Raw genomic sequence first — 20,734 nt, forward strand, 5'->3', positions numbered from 1 at the left:
TTTCAAAATACCTAAGCGTTGATTCCTGCTTGGCTTGGACGGAGAATGGCAGAACCAATTGCCAGCAGCACAGCGGCCATAAGTCCTAAGATGGCAAAAGGTAACCATAACTCATTCCAGCCCCCACCGGTTGCAGCGATATCAACGGCTTGGATGGCCCATTTTTGCGGAACAAAATTAGCAGCCTTTTGCATATAGTCCGGCATAATGGATAAGGGCCAGAAGCAGCCTCCAAGCATACAAGTGGGTGTGATAATAAGGGAATTCAGCATACCTGCATTATTAGGATTACGAATTAACCCCGCCACTGTACTCGCGATTCCCATGGACACCAGCATAAATGCCGCAAGAACAAGGAAATATAGATAGATTGGAACTTCATAATCATAGTGCAGCACCCAGCGACCTAAAGCCAGCACTACGACGATCTGAATCATCCCGACCATGAAGCTGCCCAGAAAATTACCAATCGCAATTTCGTAAGAACGAACCGGAGCACTGAACATCCGCATCATGGTTCGTCCTTTTCGATCATCCATAATCAACGATACAGAACTCGTGACTAGGCTCATGAGGAACATTAGTGTTAAACCTGTAACAACTCCTAGTCCCTCCCGAGGATACAAATTATAATCGGTTCGGATGCTACCTATACTATGCTGTTCCGCTCTTTGCATAACAGTAGTGAACTGTGCGTCAACATCACTAGATCCTTCATTTGCTGCTCCAATATTCGCGGCGGTACTCCGCATCTCATCAGCGATCGCACTTGCTTTTAATTTGATCATAACAGAAGTTTCATTCGTCTTAAGCTCATATACACTAATTTGTGGTTCTTCCCCGGCAAGTAGAGCTGAAGTGAACCCTGCTGGAATCAGAATCCCCGCTTCTCCATTCTGATCTACAACACCTTCTCTTAAAGCAATCTCGTCATTCTTTTCTACAAATTTATATTCACCGGAATTTTTTAGTTCAGTGAGCAAGTGCTTACCTGCAGCCCCGTTATCCATATTGGAATACAATACAACCGCTGGGTTCTCCCCCATCGTTCCAGTAACGGAGACAATACCTGCAAGTACAATACAAGGAAGCAGAATATATATAAGCACACCCTTCCTAGTACCAATGGTTCGTTTCACCATGTTCCAGCCAATCGTTAAGATTTTATCCATGATAACCCACCTTCCGGTACGAGATTGCTGCTGCACTGAACAACACTAGACAGATCAGCGATAAAACTCCCAAATTCGGCATGATTTGTGATACATCAGCATGTAACATCATTTTCAAAATCGCCTGCATTGCCCAATGGTTAATTGTAAAAGCCCCTGCAGAGTTCACCCACGATTCTGGAAGTGGAGCCATCCCTCCACTAATGAAGGTCATACTTACTGTGAGCAGTGTAACGACATTTCTTGCGCTTGCTCCAGTCTTACTGAACATAGAAATAACGATAGATAATGTCATCGAAGCCACAATCATCAGCAGGCAAAATAGGAGCAACAAGCCCGGCCGATTTCCCCAATTTACGCCGAAGAGCACATTCGTTAGAATAATAATCGCTGCGCACTGCACTATACTTACAACACCTACACCAAGCATTTTACCAATGAATAGCTCAGATCCTTTAACGGGCATTGAATTTATCCGGAAGAGGGTATGATTTTCTTTTTCATTAAAAAGAGAGGTACAAACCGTCAAGCCGCTATATAGCAGGAACATCAACATCATAGATACTGCATAGAACTGTGAAGAAGTATATGAATACCCTCCCTCGCTCAATTCTCCAAGTTTTACGGAAGGCTGATTACTGGTGGAATTAGGTGCCATAACGTTTAATGCTGCCGGACCCAGTGTCAAAGCTACAGACTGTTTATAATTAAGAGTCTTTAAAAAATTATCGAATACCGTTCCTGCCACCCTATTGTCTGTACTTTTTTTGCCAAGTATAAACTCCAGCTGTGCAGCTTCACCATTCTGAACCTTACTATCAAAGCCTGGAGGGACAACAACCGCATAGCCATATTTTCCTGTTCGTAGACCGCTTTCTGCTGCCTCTCGACTATTTACTATAATCGGGGTAATAATATCCTTAAGCGCTGTTGATTTCAAAAAGCTGTCCATCATCGTTGAGCTCTCATAGCCCTCGCCAGAAAGATTAACAACAGCCACTCGCACAATATCGATATTAGTGGAGCCTCCTTTATCACCAACGACACCGGAGAGCGAAGCACCTAAGAGAAAGATCAACAACAGGGGCAGTAAAAACATATTTAATATCATAGAGCGTGAGCTAAATAATCTTCGCAGCTCATAGATCATAATCGTCCAAGTATTCATCAAAATAATCCCCCCTTTTTAGTCTCGTAAGGTACGTCCTGTCAAGCTTAGAAACAATGTCTCCAGATCAGGTTCTTCAATATTTAGCGAGCCGATAATCCCCTTATGTTTGGCAAAAATAAAAAGGATATCCTGCAGTTCCCCTTGTGAAGAGGGCAAGTACAGCTCGACTACTTCTTCCTTTGCTTCTACGCGTCTAATTCTAGGGTGAAGCGCCAGCTCTTGGATAAGCTCCGGTGTGATATTAGCAGCTTTAATGACGATTTTTTCTTCCTTGGCAACGCGTTCCCGCAGTTCCTTTTCTGTACCACAAGCAATGATATGTCCTTTATCCATAATGGCTACCCGATCACAAATGGCTGCAACCTCCTCCATATAGTGACTGGTGTAAATAATAGTTGAGCCTAGCCGATTCAACTCCTTGACCGATTCAAGGATATGATTGCGAGATTGTGGATCGATCCCCACCGTAGGTTCATCCATAATAATCAACTTTGGACGATGCATGATGGCGCAGGCAATATTCAGACGTCTTTTCATTCCCCCGGAGAATGTTGAGGGCTTCTCTTTAGCACGATCGCTAAGACCTGTGAAAGCAAGAGCCTCTTCAACCCGTTCCTTCAAAAGCTTGCCGCGCAAGCCATATAATCTTCCGAAAAAGGTAACGTTATCCGCCGCTGACATCGTGTCGTATACGGCCAACTCCTGTGGAACCAAACCAATTCTTTTCTTCACCTCAAGTGATTTCGAAGACACAGGTAGACTGTCGATGACAATGTCTCCTCCGTCAATTTTAAGTAAGCCACAGATCATACTGATCGTTGTACTTTTACCCGCTCCGTTCGGGCCAAGCAAGCCAAAGATTTCCCCTTCTTCTATCGTCATATTCACATGGTCCACTGTTAATTTACCTTCATATCGTTTCACCACATCGGTTAATACGGCGATTGCCATTCGATCATCTCTCCTGTCATTTGCGCTTCTATATTTCCAATTTTATACTACATTTCATTCTACAGGAGGTACGAAAGGTCATCTTTTGAAGGTGACTAAAGTCATCTCCTGAAGTAGTAGGCTAATATGCTAAGATTAGAAGAAACCCTGTAAAGGATGTCTTAGGCGTGACTAGAGAGCTGAATCTATTGCGTTACTTACTCATTATAATTCCAGCTTGTATTAGCATTTACATCTATCCATATGCCGATTATGGAATCTTCACACTGCATATTCTGATGCTTCTATTCCTTGTGGTCATGGTACCAAAGCTGCCCCAATCCCTTCATCCCTTGATAAGCATCATTGAAGTACTATTCACCGCCTGGTTATGCTACCAATACGGCAGTATAATGATTTTTCCAGCGATCTCGGCCTTACTTTATTATTCTAGACTTCAGCCCCAAGCCGTGCCGCTCGTGTTTACGGTTGTGCATCTAATTACCCTGAACATAGCGCTTCGGGATTCTCCACAGCTCATCATTACGTTCATCAACATTACTTTTCTGCTCATCGCCTATCTCAACGAATTATTACAGCGGGCTGGTCGGGGCCGTGAGAATACTCTCCATCTATACGATGAGCTCCGGAAAAAGCATTTCGAGCTGGATGAAGCCCGCAACCGACTGCTGGAGTTTAACACCCAAATAGAAGATGCAGCCCAGTCCAAAGAACGGGTCCGCATCTCACGCCAGCTCCATGACGATATCGGTCACCGCCTGATTCGCATTAAAATGATGATGGAAGCCGCGCTGCACACCTTACCCACCTCGCCTGAGAGCGGAATGCAAATGATGGAGCTCATTCGAGATCAGCTGTCAGCTAGCATGGACGATATGCGCTCCGCAGTGAAGCGTATCAACTATACGCCACAACTAGAGGGTGCTTACGCGTTAGATCGTCTGCTTGAGGAGACAGGACGCGATACGGGAATCGAGACCTCATACCAAGTACTTGGGATACCTTATCCGCTATATCCTAGTATCCAGGTGATCTTGTATAAGAACGCCCGTGAGGCCATAACCAATGCTCTGCGTCATGGAAAAGCAACAGCAATCTGGATTACGGTCGACTTCAGTCATACTGGAATTACGATGGAAGTTAGCAACAATGGAACACTTTCCGAAGAGAATAAGCTAACTACATTGCCGGGAAGTGGTGGTGTCGGAATGAAAGGAATGTTAGAACGAACGCATTTGATCGGCGGAACCTTGGAACTGCGGCAGGAGTCTCAATTCACAGTTGTTACACGATTGCCCATTTATAAGCAGGGAGAGATTGTATAGGGAAGATAGTACCCATGGTTATATAGAAAACTAAATTCGATCAAGGAGACTTGCTAATGATTAAAGTGATGATTGTAGATGACGACCCTTTTATTCGCCAAAGTCTAAAGCTACTACTAGAATTGGACTCGGAGCTTAAAGTGGTCGGAGCTGCGAGTGATGGAAACGAGGCATTGAGCTTACTCCAGACTGGAGATGTAGCTGATGTGGTTCTGATGGATATACGGATGCCGGGCTGTGATGGTGTTGAAGGAACAGAGAAAATTAAGCAGGCTTTTCCTCAGGTTTCGATACTGATGCTAACTACTTTCGATGACGATGAGTATATCATTGAAGCGCTACGTAACGGAGCCAGTGGATACTTGCTCAAAAACATACCGCCAGACCGTATCATACAAGGCATCAAAACGGTCAATGAAGGTAATATGCTAATTCATCCCGATATCGCGCGCAAACTGGCAACCTTCCTACAGCCTGCATCCCGTCCTGAATCTCCACAGGCACAGCCGCTGGAGTCCTTCGGACTGACTAAAATGGAATTGGCTGTCGTCGCCTCTATCGCTGAGGGGCATACCAACAAAGAAATCGCCGGACATCTGTTCCTAAGCGAGGGTACGGTCAAAAATTACATAACGGATATTCTAAGCAAATTACAGCTGCGAGATCGAACGCAAATCGCGATTTTCTATTTAAGAGGTGGGCGGGGGTGAAGTAGGCGGTTTGTTCAAGTTGATTTTAAAATCTTCTATTTTTGTTTTCTTTCAAGAAAACAAAGCTTCCTGTTTCACAGAGCTGACTAATAAAGCTTCATTTTCAGTCTTGGTCAATTCTTCTTTTGACAATTGTCCTGATATTAAAGTTAGTTGATGCATACCTCCACAATCGCCATACTACAAAAAAAGCCCGGACTCTATTTCCAGAGTCCGGGCTTAACTTTAGCTATCCTTCCGCTGATTCCTTCTTGGCTTTAGCGGCTTTGTTCCGTTTGAGTCGGCCGTTCGGAAGATTGCGGCTGCGAGTACCTGTCTTCATCGCGATGATACTGAAGATGCTAGAAGGCTTCGCCTCCGCAGTAACCGCTCCATCTGTCTCCGGTACCAGAATGATCCCGAGCTGATGATGGTCCCCGTCGTAGATAGGGCTCTGAAGGTATTTGCTCTCCCCTTCACGGTTCTGCACCTCCAGCTTGCAGAACGCTGGATTCATGCGCAGCGCCTCATGTAGCTGCGCGGCATCGGTCAACAGGACCCCGTTGACCTTCAGTAAGATCTCGCCGGGCAGGATGCCCAGCTCCTGCCCGGGACTGCCCGGCAGCACGGCCAGCACCTTGCGGCCGCGCGGTGGATGTACGAAGATGGGGCTGATGCTGCGCTCTTCCAGAGCGCTGTACCAGCTTAACCCTTCGTGCAGCACCATTGCTGCGAGCGCCGCGAGCAGGGTCAGCGGGCTCCACCAAGCGGCAAGCAGGCTTAAGCCGAGCAGGACGATGCTGTAGATCAGCAGCCGTCCTGAAGTGCGGGCCGCCTTGCGCCCGGGCAGCATGCCCTGCGTCATCTCGCTAAAGCCGATGATGACGGGCAAAGAGACAATGCCAAGCCCGCCGCCCAGCAGCGGCTGCCATGGCAGATCCGTTCCTGCGCCCGAAGGGATCAGCAGGAACAGCGGCAGCGGCCAAAAAGCCTGCAGCTGATAGCCGCCAACAACCATCCCGCGCTTGCCCTTCAAGAAGAGGGGCGTCGCAAGCTTCGCCCCTTGCCAGCGGGCCAGCAGCGCTTCCGCCATATGCAGCAGCGCAGCCAGCACTAGCAAGGCTGGAATATCCATCTCCCGTATGGCTGTTGTAATGTTCCCGACCGTTCCGCTATGTAAGGCATCTGGAAAGAAAGACAGTACAAATTGAATCACGCCCAGTAGACCTATAGAATAAGCAAAACACAAATACCTCACACGCAATAGCGATAACAGCACACTGACTACCCAAATGCAGGCTACAGCTGTACCTGATAAGGAAACCCCTAACAATATGGCTGCAATAGAAACCACTAGTCCCATCACCAGCCCGCTCCACACCGTTCGCCATGTTTCTTGACCCCAGCTATGTAACTTCACATGAATCAGCTTGCGTTCTAATGCCACCTGCCGACGGTAATACAATGCAATAAATATAATAGCAATATAGTAATATGGCTGTATCAGCAAGTGTAAGAACGCAGTGCCCAAGCTTCCTAACAGTTCCTGAATCACATTCAAACTGTTCGTCACACTCCTTCCTTATCTACAAAAAAACTTTTATGAACCCTTGTTCACATACCAGAATAAATGTTCAGCTCTCTTATTCACACCTGTAAAATTGCAGCATTTTGTACAGATATCCTCTTCATTATACGCGAATACTGCAAATATACAGGAATACCCTCACTTATGGCTCAAAGGCTCCGCTACTGATTAATCAACCATCAGCATTGAGCTACACCGTGTGTACGCTTATACCCTTGATCGATTCTTACAATTATAAAAAAAAGAAGGCTGAATTCAGCCTTCTTACTTTTTCGACGCTGCCGCCTTAATTTCCTTCTGAATTTCAGCAATCCCTCTATTCCGTTGGTTGTCGTTGGCAGGATCCTGAATCACTTTGATTAGTGCCGCCTCCAGCGCCTCCGCGGTCTTGACATCAATCATGCCTGTGACTTGAAGTTTCGCTTCACTTTGGAATTTCTTCACTGCGTTCTTAGTGCCAGCATCGAAATAGCCATCTTTGCGACCCGGTTTGTAGCCTAAGCCGTCCAGCATCGTCTGTGCACTCTTCACATCAGCATTGTTCATATTATATTGCAGTGTCACACTCTTGTTAATCGGAGCCACTGAGAAGTAATCCGGCTGTGCTACTGCGATATCCGGTTTAATCCCCTTGCCGTGAATCCACGTGCCGTCCGGTGTAAGCCATTTAGCAATGGTAACCTTCAGCAAGCTTCCGTCTCCGAGCTGTTTATCAAAGCTCGTCTGCACCGTGCCTTTACCAAATGAATTATCACCAATTAGCTTAGCTCCTGCTGACTGCTGCAAGGCACCCGCCAATATTTCTGAAGCGCTCGCGCTACCTTTATTCATCAGCACTACCACAGGATAAGCCTTGCTCGAGCCCTTGGAGGTACTAACTTCGCGTTTTTTATCTTTGTATTCTATTTGAACTATGTTTTTGCCGGCTGGAACGAACTCTTCAGCCATTTCAATAACAATCGGGAGAACACCGCCCGGATCATTACGGACGTCAATGACCAGTCCCTTCATACCTTGCTTCTCTAGCTTTCCAAGCTCTTCCTTGAATCGTTCTGCGGTATTTAGGGAGAACTGAGTAACCTCGATTACCCCTACTCCGTCTTTTTCCATGGTCGAGTAGACCGTCTCAAGCTTCACATCATCCCGGGTAAGTGCGAACTCCAAAGGCTCTGCAGAGCCGGAACGCTGTATTTTCAAAGTAGCCTTACTACCCTTAGGTCCGCGTATCTTCGCAACAGCAGCATTTAGATCCATGCCTTCCAGCGATTCTCCGTTAACGGACAGAATAATATCTTTGGCCTGAATTCCTGCTTTTTCAGCAGGTGAACCCTTAATCGGGGAGACCACGACTACCTTGCCGTTATCTGAAGAGACTTCCGCACCGATGCCTGAGAAGGAACCTTCAATGCTTTCTTCAAACTTCTCGGCAGTTTCTTTAGCCATATAATTGGAATAAGGATCGCCTAGCGCTTCCATCATACCGTTGACAGCACCGTCTATCAGCTTCTCCCGATCTACTGTCTCGTAGTAATTACTCTCAATCAGACTGAGCGCAGTCCCAAGCTTCTGAGATTCCTTTTCTTGTAGACCTGTCACCTGCAACGCCGAGGCCAGTCCTTGTCCTGCAGCTTGTCCAAAGACATGAGTATAACCCGTCACGCCCAAGGTTACTAAACTACCACATAGCAAGGCGGCGACAATCATAAACGCCGCTGTGCTTTTTTTCAACATGATTTTCCCACCGTCCCTTCTTGTCCATCTCGTAAACAACACCTATGTCCGTCCTGAAAGGTACGGTATCCATTCCAGTATATACCGTACAATCAAATAATATGAGTTATGAGTTCCTTAAAAGTTAGAGATATGGCATAGGATTTACTGTCTTACCATCAATCCGCACTTCGAAGTGAAGGTGAGGACCCGTTGAATTACCTGTGGAACCAGATTCAGCGATCACATCTCCGCGATTGACTTTATCCCCAGAACTAACCCTAATACCGCCTTTACGTATATGTCCGTAGAGGGTCCAAACTCCGCCTCCATGGTCAATAATTACACAATAGCCGTAACCACTCCACCATTCAGCTAAAATAACCGTTCCGGAATCCGCTGCATGAATACTGGTTCCTTGCGGAACCGCAAAGTCGACGCCAGTGTGCACTTTGCCTTTCTCACCTGTGATCGGATGTGTCCGTGGTCCAAAGGAGGACGAGATTCTTGCCGACCCTACAGGAAGTAGAAACGGTCCGTCTCCACCTGCATAAGCCGTTTCATTCGAGCTGGAGCTTGAACTGCTGCTTCTCTTGCTGGCAGCAGCCTTCTTGGCAGCCTCCGCAGCCCGACGAGCTGCTTCCGCCTTAGCTGCTGCTGCTTTACGAGCAGCTTCCTCAGCCTTGATCTTATCCTTTTGCGTTTCCAGTGCAGAACGTTCGCTTGCCAATTTGACCAGCTTCTCATTCTGCTCCTCACTCAAATCATCGCTTTCTTGAATTTGCTTGTCATAGAATGCGATAAGTTCTTGCTTCTCCGCTTCTTTTTCCTTGAGCAGACTTCTCTGTTGCTCCAAAGAAGTGTACAACTGCTTGGCTTGAGCATATTGCCCTTCAAGCTCCTGTTTCTTTTCTATCACTGTCTGCTTGTCCAGCTTATGTTGCACCAGCAGCTCCTGATCCTGATCCACGATCATCTTAAGTGAATCTGCACGGTCTAGGAAATCAGCAAAGCTTGTCGAAGAGAGTAAAACATCCAAGTAAGAAACCGCTCCATCGGTATACATTAGCCGAACACGGGACCCCAAGACTTCCTCTCTTGAAGCGACCCGCGCCTCTGCTTTATCCAACTCCGTTGCTGTAGCATTCAAAGATTGCTCTGTATCGGAAATTTTGGTTGAGATTTCGGTCATTTTACCCTTAACTTGATCTACCTGCTGCAGTACATACTGCAGATTGAGATTCGTCTTATTCTTATAATGCTGTGCTTCCTGCGTTTGGGACGCCGCTTTCTCCTGCTGCGCCTTAGCTTCCTGCACCTCTTTTTGCAGCTGCTTTAACTGCTTATCGATTTCGGCAACACTTGTTTTTTTGGCATATCCATCAGAGGGCTGGAATATAGTGACAGCTAGTAACATTACGGCTAGTCCGGCGGCAATCTTCTTCAACTCGCACTCCCCATCCTTCACTTATTAATATTAAACTTTCAAGAACTTCCGAATAGAAACCGTACTTCCCCAGACGCCGATCAGCACGCCTAGCCCAACTAACACACCGACGATTTGCATCCAAATATCTCCGAATGGAATCAGCTGTAATTGGAGCATTGGATCTCCCTGTACGGAGGACTCCAACCCGCTGTAACCCAAATACAAGATACCAGAGGTGACAAGTGATCCGATCAATCCGATCAGTGCCCCTTCTATAAAGAAAGGCCAGCGAATAAAATAATTTGTCGCGCCAACCAGCTTCATAATACCAATTTCCTTACGACGGGCAAGAATCGTAACCCGAATCGTATTGGAGATGAGGAACATAGACATGAGTGCAAGACCTGCAACAAAAATAAAACCAATATTACGTACAGCGCGCGTTATTTTGAACAAGGTTTCTATCGAGCCCTTGCCATATTTCACTTTGTAAATAGGCTCCTCGGTATGTGTCTTGTTGAGTGCTTCAATCTTTTCTGCCACAAAGGCTACTGTAGTAGGTTCAACAACTTCTACCTTAAGCGTATCCGGGAGAGGGTTATTGTCTTCATCGAATCCTTCCAGAAGCTCCGCTGCGTCCTCACCCATGTCTGCACGGAGATCTTTAAGTCCTTGGTCCTTGGAGATGAACGTAATCTTGCTGACCTCCGGCATATTGCCAATTTCAGTCTGCAAAGTCTCACGCATTTTCTGGTCTACATTCAGTGCCAAATGCACATTAATCTGTACCTGACTGTCTGCCTCATCCGCTACAGCATTCACATTAAGAACAAGAAGAATAAATACACCTAGGACAAAAAGAGAGACGACGATGGAAGTGATCGAAGCAATCGACATCCAGCCATTACGGAATACGCTTTTGAAGCCTTCCCGCACATGTCGCAAGAAGGTTTTAAAACTCATAGCCATATTCCCCTCTCGCTTGGTCTCTCACAATATTTCCGTTCTCAATCGCAAGCACCCGTTTGCGCATTTTGTTCACGATATCTTTATTATGGGTAGCCATTACAATCGTTGTTCCACGAAAATTAATTTCGTCCAGCAGTTGCATTATGCCCCATGAAGTCTCAGGGTCCAAGTTGCCTGTAGGCTCGTCCGCAATAATAACAGAAGGGTTGTTAACAATAGCCCTTGCAATTGCAATCCGCTGCTGCTCGCCGCCAGAGAGCTGTGAGGGCTCACGATTCGCTTTATTTTTGAGTCCAACCAGATCGAGAACTTCATTCACACGTTTCTTGATGACCTTCTTCGGCGCTTCAATAACCTCCATGGCAAAAGCGACATTCTCATAAGCCGTCATCCTTGGCAATAGCCGAAAGTCTTGAAATACAACGCCGATATTACGGCGCACATATGGGATTTTACGTTGTTTAAGCTTCCCTATGTTAAAGCCTCCCACAGAAATTTGACCCTTAGTTGGCACTTCTTCTCTATAAATCAATTTCATAAAAGTAGATTTACCCGCGCCGGATGGACCGACAACATACACGAATTCATTGCGGTCAATTTTTACTGAAACTCCTTGCAGTGCGTGAGTTCCGTTAGGGTAGGTCTTCCATACATCTTGCATTTCAATCATTTTCTCACTTCCCAATTATGACATTTTCCACTTGTTTGAATCGACAGGGTCCAGCTTAAGTTTCCATAAACTTCAATATTTCCGCAATGTATCTATTGTAACAAATCTGTAACCGATTGAGTACCCCGTAACTGCTCCACTATTCGAAAGTTTTGTAGTGTCTGTACATATAAATAGAAAAAGCACCTACGATACCTGCTCGCAGCTGCCATCCAGGAAGGGGATTAATCATGAAAAAAATTCATCTGGCCCTCATAGTAGTCACTGCACTCATTCTTATCGGCTCATTAATATATGGGGGACTTCATCTATATAGCCACAATAACGCGCTTCCAAAAGGTACAACCCTTGCAGGATGGGAGGTGGGCGGGCTAAACATCACTGAGGTTCGTTCCGAACTGGAGGAGAAGCTCCATGCCCTTGAATCTGTCCCCCTCGTTCTGCAGGTAGAAGGGAATTCTGAGCTTACCCTCAATCTTAAACAAGCCGGAATGACCTATGCGGCCACGGCTTTTGAGCAAGGACTACAGGATCTCACAGAAGGCCGTCTATGGGATCGGGTAAAAGCCCGTTACAGCTTCCCCCAGAATTGGAGTCTTGAAGCCCATCTGAATATCGCTCAATTACAGACCATCCTAAGTCCCGCTTGGGAGAGAGAATCCTTTGGAGATCCGGTCGATGCTACGCGGCGAATTACGGGGGATGATCGTGTAGTGTATACGCCCGAGAAGACCTCTCTTGAGGTAGACTGGACAGGAATGGTCACCTCACTGTCGGCTGCCGCTCCAACTCGGTTTAATCGTCTGATTACGCTCCAGGAGAAGGGGATTACACTGGAAGTTCCATTAACTATATTACAGCCGGATATCACCCTAAACGCATTAAAAGAGCAAGGCATTGAGCGAAAAATCATGCAATTCAGCACCTCACTCGGCGCCAGTGGACCTGGACGAATCTACAACGTTGAATCAGCGGCCAAAGCTGTGAACGGAACGGTGCTCCCACCTGGAGCGGTCTTTGATTATGGCAAAGCTATTGAAAAAGCAAAAATAGAATATGGCTTCCGCGAAGCGCCAGTCATTGTGAACGGTAAGCTACAAGCCGGTGTCGGGGGCGGAATCTGCCAAGTGTCCAGTACACTGTACAACGCCGCTCTTCGTACTGGACTAGAGATTGTGGAGCGCCGCAATCACTCCTTGCCGGTCAACTATTTACCCAAGGGCCAGGATGCGACGTTTGCTGAAGGCTATATTAACTTCCGTTTTCGCAATACGACTGGCAAATATCTTGTCATTAAAGCAGCTGTGCAAGGCCGCTCACTAACGATCAAGCTCTTCGGTACCTTTCCGCAAAATGTTACTTATAAAGTCCATTCACAAATCGTAGAGGTGCTGCCTCCAGTCGACAAGTACGTAAACGACCCTTCCCTCCCTCGCGGAGGTACACGTGTTATTCAGAACGGGAAAACTGGCTATGTTGTTGAAACCTACAGCACCCGGTTAGTTGACGGTAAATCCACTGAGGTAAAAAAGCTGTCCCGCGATGTGTATTACGCACAAAAACGCTTAATCGCCATCAATCGTGGAGGCGTGAGCAAATCCGTTATTCCAGAAGCACCTAGAAAGCAGTTGGTAGAGGACGGCGTTCGAAGTGAATAGAGTACTTACAAAAAAACGGCCAGACCTCGTGAGGTTCTGACCGTTTTTGCTTGTGAATCTATTTTACCTGTAGATGACCTTTCTCGCCTTTAAAATTTACGATTCGGGGGTACATTAGAAATAGACCTATAATCAGAAAGGATGAACAACATGTCAACAGCTCTTGTAAATGATCTTTCTAATATTGTCCGCAGTGCACCTGCTATTTTCGCCTCACGTACTTGTAGAGAAGCCCTTCGCGTAATGTTCCAGCATCCAGAATCGAAATGTATTGTCGTCTGTAATGCTATGAATGAACCACTTGGATTATTAATGAGCGAACGTTTCTTTTTAAAAGCTACAGGAAGATCAGGGGTAGATATGTTCTACAAAGAACCTGCCATGAAGCTTATGAGCAAAACACCGCTAGTCTATGATATCTCCACTCCACTTGATGTCGTATTCGCTACTGCTATGAACCGCCCAGATCCTATGAAGAATGATTGTGTCATTATTACCCGCAAAGGCAAATTCGCAGGTGTTGTTTATACCTCAGATCTTAAGCGCTGTTAGTTCATAACCCCTACCATCCTCTTTCCTCTAATACCTTTCCCTTTCCTCAGAAAAGAATATCCGGCGACATGTCGATTCTCCAGTATCCCTCCACTTTCTTCAGCTTCACATACACCGACTCACTGCTTCCCTGCGCTTCTGGATAAGGAACGGTCAGTTCAAATTCAGCGGTTGTCGCAGTCTTGGACAGCATGCGGGCGGTGGCTTTTTCATACATTAATAGATTGCCCACATCTGCATTAACCTGCGACATTCTTCCGTTATGCTCTAAAAACTGTGTCTGTACATAATAAGCCGCAGCGTTGTGAGTGTACGCTTTTTTTATGTAATTCATTAGCTTCGTCTTGGTGCCAAGATCACTGGAAAGATAACGGTACTCCTGCGCTTTATATGTGAAGGTTTCTATCGGGAAGATATTGCCGCCTCGATTACTATAGAAATAAAGAGCTCTTGCATGGACTACGAGCGGAATGATACTTTTCACCGTCAAATTATTGATGGTAGCAGGGCCCTCTTTCCCAGGTGCAGACACAGCCACCTTCTTGATTTCCGTACTTCCTGCTGACGGTGAAGCTGCCATAGCTCCCCCACTTGCTGAGATCAGGCCTATGGAAAGGGCCAACGAACCAATCATCCACTTTTTGTTCATTCGGAATTCCTCCTTTGTCATCTGAAAAATACAGGCGATAGCCACTGTTCCAGCTTATGCACCCCGCAAGCTAAAATACCCAATAAACAGGGAAATGAAAACGCATTTATATATTTTCGGTAACGAAAAAAACCACCCTCCTGTTTTACAGGAAAAGTGGAGTCGTATAATGGTGCAATTGTTTTATTACATGGGTGAGATTTCTAATTCGATGTTGGAGTAACGGCCTCATAAAAAGCTGTGAAAGCTACGTTAGCAGTCAAGATACTTTCTGGAGTGTTCTCAGAACGCTCTTCATAGGACTGTTGGAAATTAAACGAGTCAACATTCACGATACGCGGCAGCTTCTGCAACTCCTCCATCCATTGTCGTATCCCCGTATACGTACCTTCTATGACTGCGGTCATTTTGATCTGTTTGACGGTAGGGAACAATACTTCTGCTGAGCCTGTCATTTGCTGAATCGGATTAGCCTCATCCAGAATAAAGCTAACGTCTCTTAGCCGCGCTTCTGAGGAAGTGCTTACTCCCCGCAAATCAACGATCAAACCTTCGCTTTCATCGCCTTTCGGGAGTGCTGCTAGAAGTTCCTGTTGTTCTGAATCCACAGAAGCAGCATTGCTTTTCAGTTCATTAATTTTAGCTTGGAGAACCTCTGCTTCTTTTTCAAGCTGGCTGATCTCAGCGTTCTGTGCGGATATTTCCTTATTGGTCGGTTGAACGCCCAGCATATAAAAGGCAAAAAGCATCAAGAACAGAATCAGTACACCTAGTACGATTGGAGAGCGATACTTATTGAACTGTTCCATCGCTATTCACCTCCTCTTGGCTTGCATCCGTTCCATTGACCTGTTGATTATTAGGTAATAAGTTTACTTTATAAATCGCTGTATACATATTTAAAGAATTTGTTCCAGCATTCTGACCGGCCGTTCCTTCAGTCAGCTTCGAAATTGAGGCGTCCACTGTAAAAGACATTTGGCGAAGTTGTCTTAAATAATTAGAAGCATCCACCATAGCTGGTACGTTTACAGTCAGGTCAATAGCAGTGCGGTAGGTGTAGTTAATATCAAGGATAACAGCACCCGGTGGCAACCCTTCAACTAATTCATCCAGAATAGGAACAGCAATTACCTTACTATTCTGAATCTTCTCGATAGCTACCTTCCGATCTAACTGCCCAGGTCCGCTGTTCTTAAGTTTACCAAGCTCTACCTGTAGCATTAAACTGCGATCCTGCAAGCCCTGTAGCTCCTCTTTACCATTAGAGATTTGACCCTTATTAGCTGAAAAATAAATCCCTGTCCCAATCGTTCCCACCAGCCAGATCGCCACAAGACCCATGGTCACATAGGGGAATAATAACGTCTCTCGGTCTTCTCTCGGCAGTAAATCAATCGTATCCACGCTGATGATGTTTTTTAGAGCCGTTCCTGCGGCTACTCGATAATCATTTAGCTCGAGATCAGATACAGCATTTTTCCCCATCTGATCTAGGCTTATCGGTGTAATGTCGAGTTCTGCCAGCGACTGCTGAAGCTCTAGGTCTAGCTGTTTACGAATGGAGGGGGTACCTGTTATGACTAGGTTTTTGATACGTGTTGAACCATCGTGTAGGCTGTACTGGTAGAAGCTAAGCATCCGCGAGATTTCCGCAGTGATCTCCACCATTTGCTCCGGTGATAATTGCTCTTCTACAGCTACTGCTGTTTCTGCCAAGACCTCACTGTCTGCCATGAATTCCATTGCCGTCGCCGCAACGTTTCTTCCCTTATGCAGATCAAGCAAGTTAATCGTACGAATGAATACCGGATTCCCGTTTCTGAACATATAAATGTCCATGACCGAAGGCTCTAGATTAATGAGCATCGTTTCCGCAAAGCTTTCCCCATGTCCAGTTGCTATACTTCGCGCCAGGGCCGTTGCCGAAATTTCAACACTGCTTATTCGGAGACCTGCACGCTCCAGAATGTCTACATAATCCTGTATCGATTTCCGCGGAGCAGCAAATACGAGCAAATGACTATGTTCCTCATCCACTTCGAGCGTCACGTAGTCGTAAACAGGATTTTCAAATGGCAAATGCAGCCCCGTCTCCACTTCGAGCTTTACGAGCTGCTCTACCTGTTTGTCGTTGGTACTTGGGATGCTCATTTTGCGGATGATGATCTGCGAAGGTGGAATAGACAAGGAAACCTTACTGCCCCTTAACCCTTCCTTCTTCACCCACTGTCTGACCCGATCATACAGCGCCTCACTATCCGCCACCTGATTCTCAATGATCATGCCTGGAAGGAGCGGAAGATACCGTTTTTTGCGGACTTCCCATGACTGTTTATTCTTAAAACTAATATAACGAATACCGGTAGCCTCAATTGAAATCCCGGCCACTTTAGGGCCTAATCCAAGCATATGATCGGTTTCCTCCTATCCGATGAGCGAGAGATACGCGCCAATGATGTGTGAACCATACCCGAAACTAATTAATGCACCTATTGCTAACCATGGACCAAAAGGAACCGGTTGTTTGCGTTTGATGATACCAAGCAGCATTAGCAGTCCTCCGACCACACTTCCAAGCAGACAGGCCAGCAGAAAGGCCAAAATAACATTCGGAAATCCGATGACCAAGCCCAGTAGCGCAAATAACTTCACATCCCCGGCCCCCATCCCGCCTAACAACACAAAGGGAATTAGGATACCTCCTCCAAGGACAGCTCCTAACAAGTGATACCATAACGGCCCCTCCGGAAAGAACAATACAAGAATGAGCAGCAGCGGCAAAAAGAACAGCAACACCTTGTTCGGAATCAGCATGTACTTCAAGTCAGAAACTGTCACAATAACCGTCAGACTCACAAGCACAAATCCGACGACTCCCTTACCTGTCAGCCCAAACTGCAAGTACACCCATAGAAAAAGCAAACCCGTTACAGCTTCTCCTAGTGGATATAAAGGCGACACCCTTGTGCCGCAATAACGACACTTGCCTCCTGACAGCAGGTAGCTTATCACCGGAAACAAATCCCGCGCCTTTAGCCGAGTATTGCAGTTCGGGCAATGTGACGGTGGATTGAGCAAGGATTCCTTAGCTGGCACACGCAGTGCCACTACGTTATAGAAGGAGCCCAGAATCAGACCCAGTAATGTGATGTAACTTGCGATGAATATTGTCATGGATGTCCTCTGTTGGCTTTCTGGATTTTAAAAAAGGAATCGGGAAGTCCGATTCCTTAGGAGTTTAAGTATAAGTTTTGTAGTACTATTACTTTGTCTTTGATTTCAATACCTGTTCCGCTGAAAATTTACCTTCAGTTGTACTTCCTGCCGTAACATCTGACGATCCTTTAGGTTTCGGTGCAATCACTATATAATCCAGTTGACCCTTATCCGTATAGTAAACTGTTCCTGATGTGATTGTAGCTTTAGTACTTGGAAGGCTCAATTTATTATCTAAATAACCTGCAGTTTGCATATCTGCTATAGTTACATTTACTGCAGATGTAGAATTACTGAATTGACCATCTTTTACACCAACGATATATAATCTTGAAGCATCATAGATTTGACGAGCAGTAGCAATGTCCGAATCCTCTTTAGCATCAGAGATTATGTTTCCAATCAAAGGTATAGCAATAACCGCAATAATCCCCAAAATAACGATAACCGCCAGCAACTCGATCAGCGTGAACCCCTTTTGATTTTCCTCTTTGCTCAATCTTCTCTTAATGGCTTGTGCTAACATTTTATTTCCCCCTCTAAGTGGTGTGTGATGGTACAGCTTATATCTTTTATTTCCGTGAATCCCGCTACAATGCTCGTACTTCTTTGTCTAGCGCTAGCAAAAGATCTGCGACCCTGCCCCGATCCCTTGGGCGTTACCCCTCTCAATATTTACAAGGAACCGCAAGGTTCACATATTGCCATACAAACTGAACATCGGCAGCATAATAGCGGCCACAATCACACCTACAACACCTGCTAGAAAAGCAATCAGCAATGGTTCAAGCAGTGACTTCAGACGATCAACAGTATTTTCTACGTCCATCTCATAGAAATCAGCTACCTTAGACAACATCGTATCGAGCGCCCCCGTCTCTTCACCAATCGCAATCATCTGTGTTACTAGCGGCGGGAAGACCCATGCTTTTTTCAACGGTTCAGATAGTGGATTTCCTTGTCTCAGCGAATCACCTGCACTTCGGATAAATCCCCCAATGACCTTATTTCCTGCTACCTCTTCTACAATCACCAAGGATTGCAGAATCGGAACTGAGCTGGCATATAGAGATGAAAAAGTACGCGTAAACTGAGCAATCGAGCCTTTTTGATTTAGCTTGCCAAACACCGGAACCTTCAGCTTGGCATAATCGAGTGCGTAGGCACCCTTTTCTGTTCGTTTTGTAATCTGAAAAGCTATCACTATGAGAAGAACTCCGAGTATCCAGAAATACCATTGACCTTGAATGCTTTTACTAAGTGCCAATACCATCTTTGTAATCGCCGGAAGCTCTGCATTCATCGATTCGAACATTGTTACAAATTGCGGAACTATCGCCCAGAGAAGATATACAACCGCTCCAATCGCCATAACCCCGACGGTAATCGGGTAAGTGAGCGCAGATTTGATTTTCTCCGTTGTGGAATGCTGCTTCTCAAAAAACATCGCCAGTCTGTCGAGCGTCCCCTCAATATCACCGGATTCCTCTCCGGCACGGATCATGCTGACGAATAGCTGTGGGAAGATTTTTTTATGATCCTGAACGGCTTGTGAGAACGAGATTCCGCGCATCAGGCTTGAATTTACTTCCACAAGTGCTTTGCGTAGAGGCTTACTCTCAGTCTGCTCCGCCAAAATACGCGTTGCATCCACAATTGACACCCCAGCACGCATTAACGTGGCAAACTGCCTGCAATAAATGATGAAATGAAGTGGTTTGACCGGATTACCGATATAAATATCCATCGATAGAATCGTTGTTTTGCGTTCGATCAGCGAGAATACTGTAAGGCCACGCTTTCGTAGTTCCTCCATGGCCGTAGGCTTATCTGTTGCGGTCAGCTTTCCTTTAATGGACTTGCCTGCGGATGTCTTTACTTGATATTCAAAAAGAGGCATCAGCTACTCACCTCCGCCATAAACGACTTAGCTGCTACTGGTTCAATGAACCCCTGGGATAAATAGTCGCGGATACTCATATCCAACGTATGCATACCTTGCGAGCGTCCGGTTTGCATCACATTTTTAATCTGATGTGTCTTTTCGGTACGAATGAGGTTAGCTACTGCAGGTGTATTCACTAAGATCTCTGTTGCACATATCCGCCCGCGTCCCCCTGCCCTTGGAAACAACCGCTGACTGATAACTGCCAGTAATACTGAGGCTAGCTGTGAACGAATTTGTCCCTGCTGATGACCCGGAAAAGCATCAATAATTCGATCAATTGTCTGTGGTGCGTCTGTTGTATGTAAGGTTGCCATCACAAGATGACCTGTTTCCGCGGCAGTAACTGCTGCTGTAATGGTCTCCAGATCCCGCATCTCTCCAACGAGAATAACGTCCGGATCCTGACGTAACGCGGCACGTAGTCCGCTCGCAAAGCTAGCTGTGTCGCTGCCCACTTCACGTTGATCCACTAGACAGGTTCCATGACTATGCAGAAATTCTATAGGATCTTCAAGTGTCACAATATGCTTACTTTCGGACTTGTTAATGTAATTCAGCATAGCTGCTAACGTAGAGGATTTACCGCTGCCTGTAGGTCCTGTAACCAAAATTAGACCTTGTGGCTTAAGTGACAAAGTGGTCAAAATCTGCGGCATCGATAGCTGTTCTAGACTCGGGATCTCTGCCGGAATCGCCCGGGCAGCGATACTAATCTCACCCCGTTGACGATAAACATTCACCCGAAATCTTACACCGCCATCCAGCGGATAAGAAAAATCCACCTCACCTGCATTCCGAAACACTTCGTTACGTTCACTGCCAAGCAGCGCTTCTGCCATTTCTGCAGCTTCATCAGCTGTTACTGGTGTTCCCTCAAGTGGGTGAAGCGTTCCATCCATACGTATCACCGGAGGCGAGCCTACAGAGATATGTAAGTCGGAAGCTTTGGAGGAGTAAGCCGTCTGCAAAAGCTGTCTAATATCCCGCGTATACGTTGGCATCCGCTGCTCCCCCTAGATTAAAATGCAATACAC

General features: G+C 46.1%; 19 protein-coding genes. 4 read left to right on the plus strand and 15 right to left on the minus strand.

Going from position 1 to position 20,734, the window contains the following annotated elements; all coding sequences use genetic code 11:
* Window positions 1-11: 11 nt before the first annotated feature.
* Genes R50345_RS27575 through R50345_RS27585 form a run of 3 tightly spaced genes read right to left on the minus strand, consistent with a single transcriptional unit; the run spans window position 12 to window position 3,294 of the window.
* Window positions 12-1,172 (minus strand): ABC transporter permease, encoded by a 1,161-nt coding sequence (locus tag R50345_RS27575; RefSeq protein WP_042131293.1) that lies wholly within the window; start codon window positions 1,170-1,172, stop codon window positions 12-14.
* The gene (locus R50345_RS27580; protein ID WP_042131294.1) at window positions 1,165-2,340 is read right to left on the minus strand and encodes an ABC transporter permease; all 1,176 of its coding nucleotides are present in this window, start codon (window positions 2,338-2,340) and stop codon (window positions 1,165-1,167) included. Before R50345_RS27580 ends, R50345_RS27575 begins: the two co-directional genes overlap by 8 nt.
* Before the next feature lie 18 nt (window positions 2,341-2,358).
* Window positions 2,359-3,294 (minus strand): ABC transporter ATP-binding protein, encoded by a 936-nt coding sequence (locus R50345_RS27585; RefSeq protein ID WP_042131295.1) that lies wholly within the window; start codon window positions 3,292-3,294, stop codon window positions 2,359-2,361.
* 167 nt (window positions 3,295-3,461) lie between these two features.
* Here R50345_RS27585 and R50345_RS27590 point away from each other — a divergent pair, with 167 nt between their 5' ends.
* Complete coding sequence (locus R50345_RS27590; protein ID WP_042131296.1) at window positions 3,462-4,619, plus strand: sensor histidine kinase; 1,158 nt, start codon at window positions 3,462-3,464, stop codon at window positions 4,617-4,619.
* Between the two features lie 56 nt (window positions 4,620-4,675).
* Window positions 4,676-5,329 carry a response regulator gene (locus R50345_RS27595; protein WP_042131297.1) on the plus strand — a complete coding sequence of 218 codons (654 nt, stop codon included), beginning with the start codon at window positions 4,676-4,678 and terminating at the stop codon, window positions 5,327-5,329.
* Between the two features lie 229 nt (window positions 5,330-5,558).
* Here the strand turns inward: R50345_RS27595 and R50345_RS27600 are convergent, their stop codons facing one another.
* From R50345_RS27600 to ftsE, 5 genes are all read right to left on the minus strand, one after another.
* Window positions 5,559-6,869, minus strand: coding sequence for a PDZ domain-containing protein (locus R50345_RS27600; RefSeq protein ID WP_042131298.1), 1,311 nt, complete (start codon window positions 6,867-6,869; stop codon window positions 5,559-5,561).
* 291 nt (window positions 6,870-7,160) lie between these two features.
* A complete protein-coding gene (locus R50345_RS27605) occupies window positions 7,161-8,627 on the minus strand; it encodes a S41 family peptidase (protein ID WP_042131299.1) in 1,467 nt (488 codons plus the stop codon).
* Between the two features lie 124 nt (window positions 8,628-8,751).
* Window positions 8,752-10,053 carry a murein hydrolase activator EnvC family protein gene (locus R50345_RS27610; RefSeq protein ID WP_042131300.1) on the minus strand — a complete coding sequence of 434 codons (1,302 nt, stop codon included), beginning with the start codon at window positions 10,051-10,053 and terminating at the stop codon, window positions 8,752-8,754.
* A 30-nt stretch (window positions 10,054-10,083) separates the two neighbouring features.
* On the minus strand, window positions 10,084-10,998 hold the full coding sequence (gene ftsX, locus R50345_RS27615) for a permease-like cell division protein FtsX (RefSeq protein ID WP_042131301.1): 915 nt from the start codon (window positions 10,996-10,998) through the stop codon (window positions 10,084-10,086).
* The gene (gene ftsE, locus R50345_RS27620) at window positions 10,988-11,674 is read right to left on the minus strand and encodes a cell division ATP-binding protein FtsE (protein WP_042131302.1); all 687 of its coding nucleotides are present in this window, start codon (window positions 11,672-11,674) and stop codon (window positions 10,988-10,990) included. The genes ftsX and ftsE overlap by 11 nt, the downstream gene beginning before the upstream one ends.
* Before the next feature lie 230 nt (window positions 11,675-11,904).
* Here ftsE and R50345_RS27625 point away from each other — a divergent pair, with 230 nt between their 5' ends.
* Together R50345_RS27625 and R50345_RS27630 are read left to right on the plus strand one after the other, a co-directional pair.
* Complete coding sequence (locus R50345_RS27625) at window positions 11,905-13,332, plus strand: VanW family protein (protein WP_042131303.1); 1,428 nt, start codon at window positions 11,905-11,907, stop codon at window positions 13,330-13,332.
* Between the two features lie 150 nt (window positions 13,333-13,482).
* Complete coding sequence (locus tag R50345_RS27630; protein WP_042131304.1) at window positions 13,483-13,884, plus strand: CBS domain-containing protein; 402 nt, start codon at window positions 13,483-13,485, stop codon at window positions 13,882-13,884.
* A 46-nt stretch (window positions 13,885-13,930) separates the two neighbouring features.
* On the opposite strand, the gene R50345_RS27635 is transcribed toward R50345_RS27630, so the two are convergent.
* The 7 genes from R50345_RS27635 to R50345_RS27665 form a co-directional block, all read right to left on the minus strand.
* On the minus strand, window positions 13,931-14,533 hold the full coding sequence (locus tag R50345_RS27635) for a DL-endopeptidase inhibitor IseA family protein (protein WP_052414757.1): 603 nt from the start codon (window positions 14,531-14,533) through the stop codon (window positions 13,931-13,933).
* 203 nt (window positions 14,534-14,736) lie between these two features.
* Window positions 14,737-15,342: a type IV pilus inner membrane component PilO gene (locus tag R50345_RS27640; protein ID WP_042131305.1), complete on the minus strand. Its 606-nt coding sequence runs from the start codon at window positions 15,340-15,342 to the stop codon at window positions 14,737-14,739.
* On the minus strand, window positions 15,326-16,945 hold the full coding sequence (gene pilM, locus R50345_RS27645) for a pilus assembly protein PilM (protein ID WP_042131306.1): 1,620 nt from the start codon (window positions 16,943-16,945) through the stop codon (window positions 15,326-15,328). The genes R50345_RS27640 and pilM overlap by 17 nt, the downstream gene beginning before the upstream one ends.
* A 15-nt stretch (window positions 16,946-16,960) precedes the next feature.
* Window positions 16,961-17,710 (minus strand): prepilin peptidase, encoded by a 750-nt coding sequence (locus R50345_RS27650; RefSeq protein WP_042131307.1) that lies wholly within the window; start codon window positions 17,708-17,710, stop codon window positions 16,961-16,963.
* 88 nt (window positions 17,711-17,798) lie between these two features.
* Window positions 17,799-18,278, minus strand: a complete 480-nt coding sequence (locus tag R50345_RS27655; RefSeq protein WP_042131308.1) for a type II secretion system protein — start codon at window positions 18,276-18,278, stop codon at window positions 17,799-17,801.
* Between the two features lie 168 nt (window positions 18,279-18,446).
* Window positions 18,447-19,652, minus strand: a complete 1,206-nt coding sequence (locus R50345_RS27660; RefSeq protein ID WP_042131309.1) for a type II secretion system F family protein — start codon at window positions 19,650-19,652, stop codon at window positions 18,447-18,449.
* Window positions 19,652-20,701 (minus strand): type IV pilus twitching motility protein PilT, encoded by a 1,050-nt coding sequence (locus tag R50345_RS27665; protein WP_042131310.1) that lies wholly within the window; start codon window positions 20,699-20,701, stop codon window positions 19,652-19,654. The genes R50345_RS27660 and R50345_RS27665 overlap by 1 nt, the downstream gene beginning before the upstream one ends.
* Window positions 20,702-20,734 lie beyond the last annotated feature (33 nt).

The sequence above is a fragment of the Paenibacillus sp. FSL R5-0345 genome, from assembly GCF_000758585.1.
In the GTDB taxonomy this organism is placed as follows: Bacteria; Bacillota; Bacilli; order Paenibacillales; family Paenibacillaceae; genus Paenibacillus_AQ.

Coding starts and splice junctions, on each gene's coding strand:
- R50345_RS27625 (WP_042131303.1), top strand. CDS start 11,905: ATGAAAAAAATTCATCTGGCCCTCATAGTAGTCACTGCACTCATTCTT.
- R50345_RS27575 (WP_042131293.1), bottom strand. CDS start 1,172: ATGGATAAAATCTTAACGATTGGCTGGAACATGGTGAAACGAACCATT.
- R50345_RS27580 (WP_042131294.1), bottom strand. CDS start 2,340: ATGAATACTTGGACGATTATGATCTATGAGCTGCGAAGATTATTTAGC.
- R50345_RS27650 (WP_042131307.1), bottom strand. CDS start 17,710: ATGACAATATTCATCGCAAGTTACATCACATTACTGGGTCTGATTCTG.
- R50345_RS27595 (WP_042131297.1), top strand. CDS start 4,676: ATGATTAAAGTGATGATTGTAGATGACGACCCTTTTATTCGCCAAAGT.
- pilM (WP_042131306.1), bottom strand. CDS start 16,945: ATGCTTGGATTAGGCCCTAAAGTGGCCGGGATTTCAATTGAGGCTACC.
- R50345_RS27585 (WP_042131295.1), bottom strand. CDS start 3,294: ATGGCAATCGCCGTATTAACCGATGTGGTGAAACGATATGAAGGTAAA.
- R50345_RS27660 (WP_042131309.1), bottom strand. CDS start 19,652: ATGCCTCTTTTTGAATATCAAGTAAAGACATCCGCAGGCAAGTCCATT.
- R50345_RS27605 (WP_042131299.1), bottom strand. CDS start 8,627: ATGTTGAAAAAAAGCACAGCGGCGTTTATGATTGTCGCCGCCTTGCTA.
- ftsX (WP_042131301.1), bottom strand. CDS start 10,998: ATGAGTTTTAAAACCTTCTTGCGACATGTGCGGGAAGGCTTCAAAAGC.
- R50345_RS27630 (WP_042131304.1), top strand. CDS start 13,483: ATGTCAACAGCTCTTGTAAATGATCTTTCTAATATTGTCCGCAGTGCA.
- R50345_RS27640 (WP_042131305.1), bottom strand. CDS start 15,342: ATGGAACAGTTCAATAAGTATCGCTCTCCAATCGTACTAGGTGTACTG.
- R50345_RS27665 (WP_042131310.1), bottom strand. CDS start 20,701: ATGCCAACGTATACGCGGGATATTAGACAGCTTTTGCAGACGGCTTAC.
- ftsE (WP_042131302.1), bottom strand. CDS start 11,674: ATGATTGAAATGCAAGATGTATGGAAGACCTACCCTAACGGAACTCAC.
- R50345_RS27635 (WP_052414757.1), bottom strand. CDS start 14,533: ATGAACAAAAAGTGGATGATTGGTTCGTTGGCCCTTTCCATAGGCCTG.
- R50345_RS27655 (WP_042131308.1), bottom strand. CDS start 18,278: ATGTTAGCACAAGCCATTAAGAGAAGATTGAGCAAAGAGGAAAATCAA.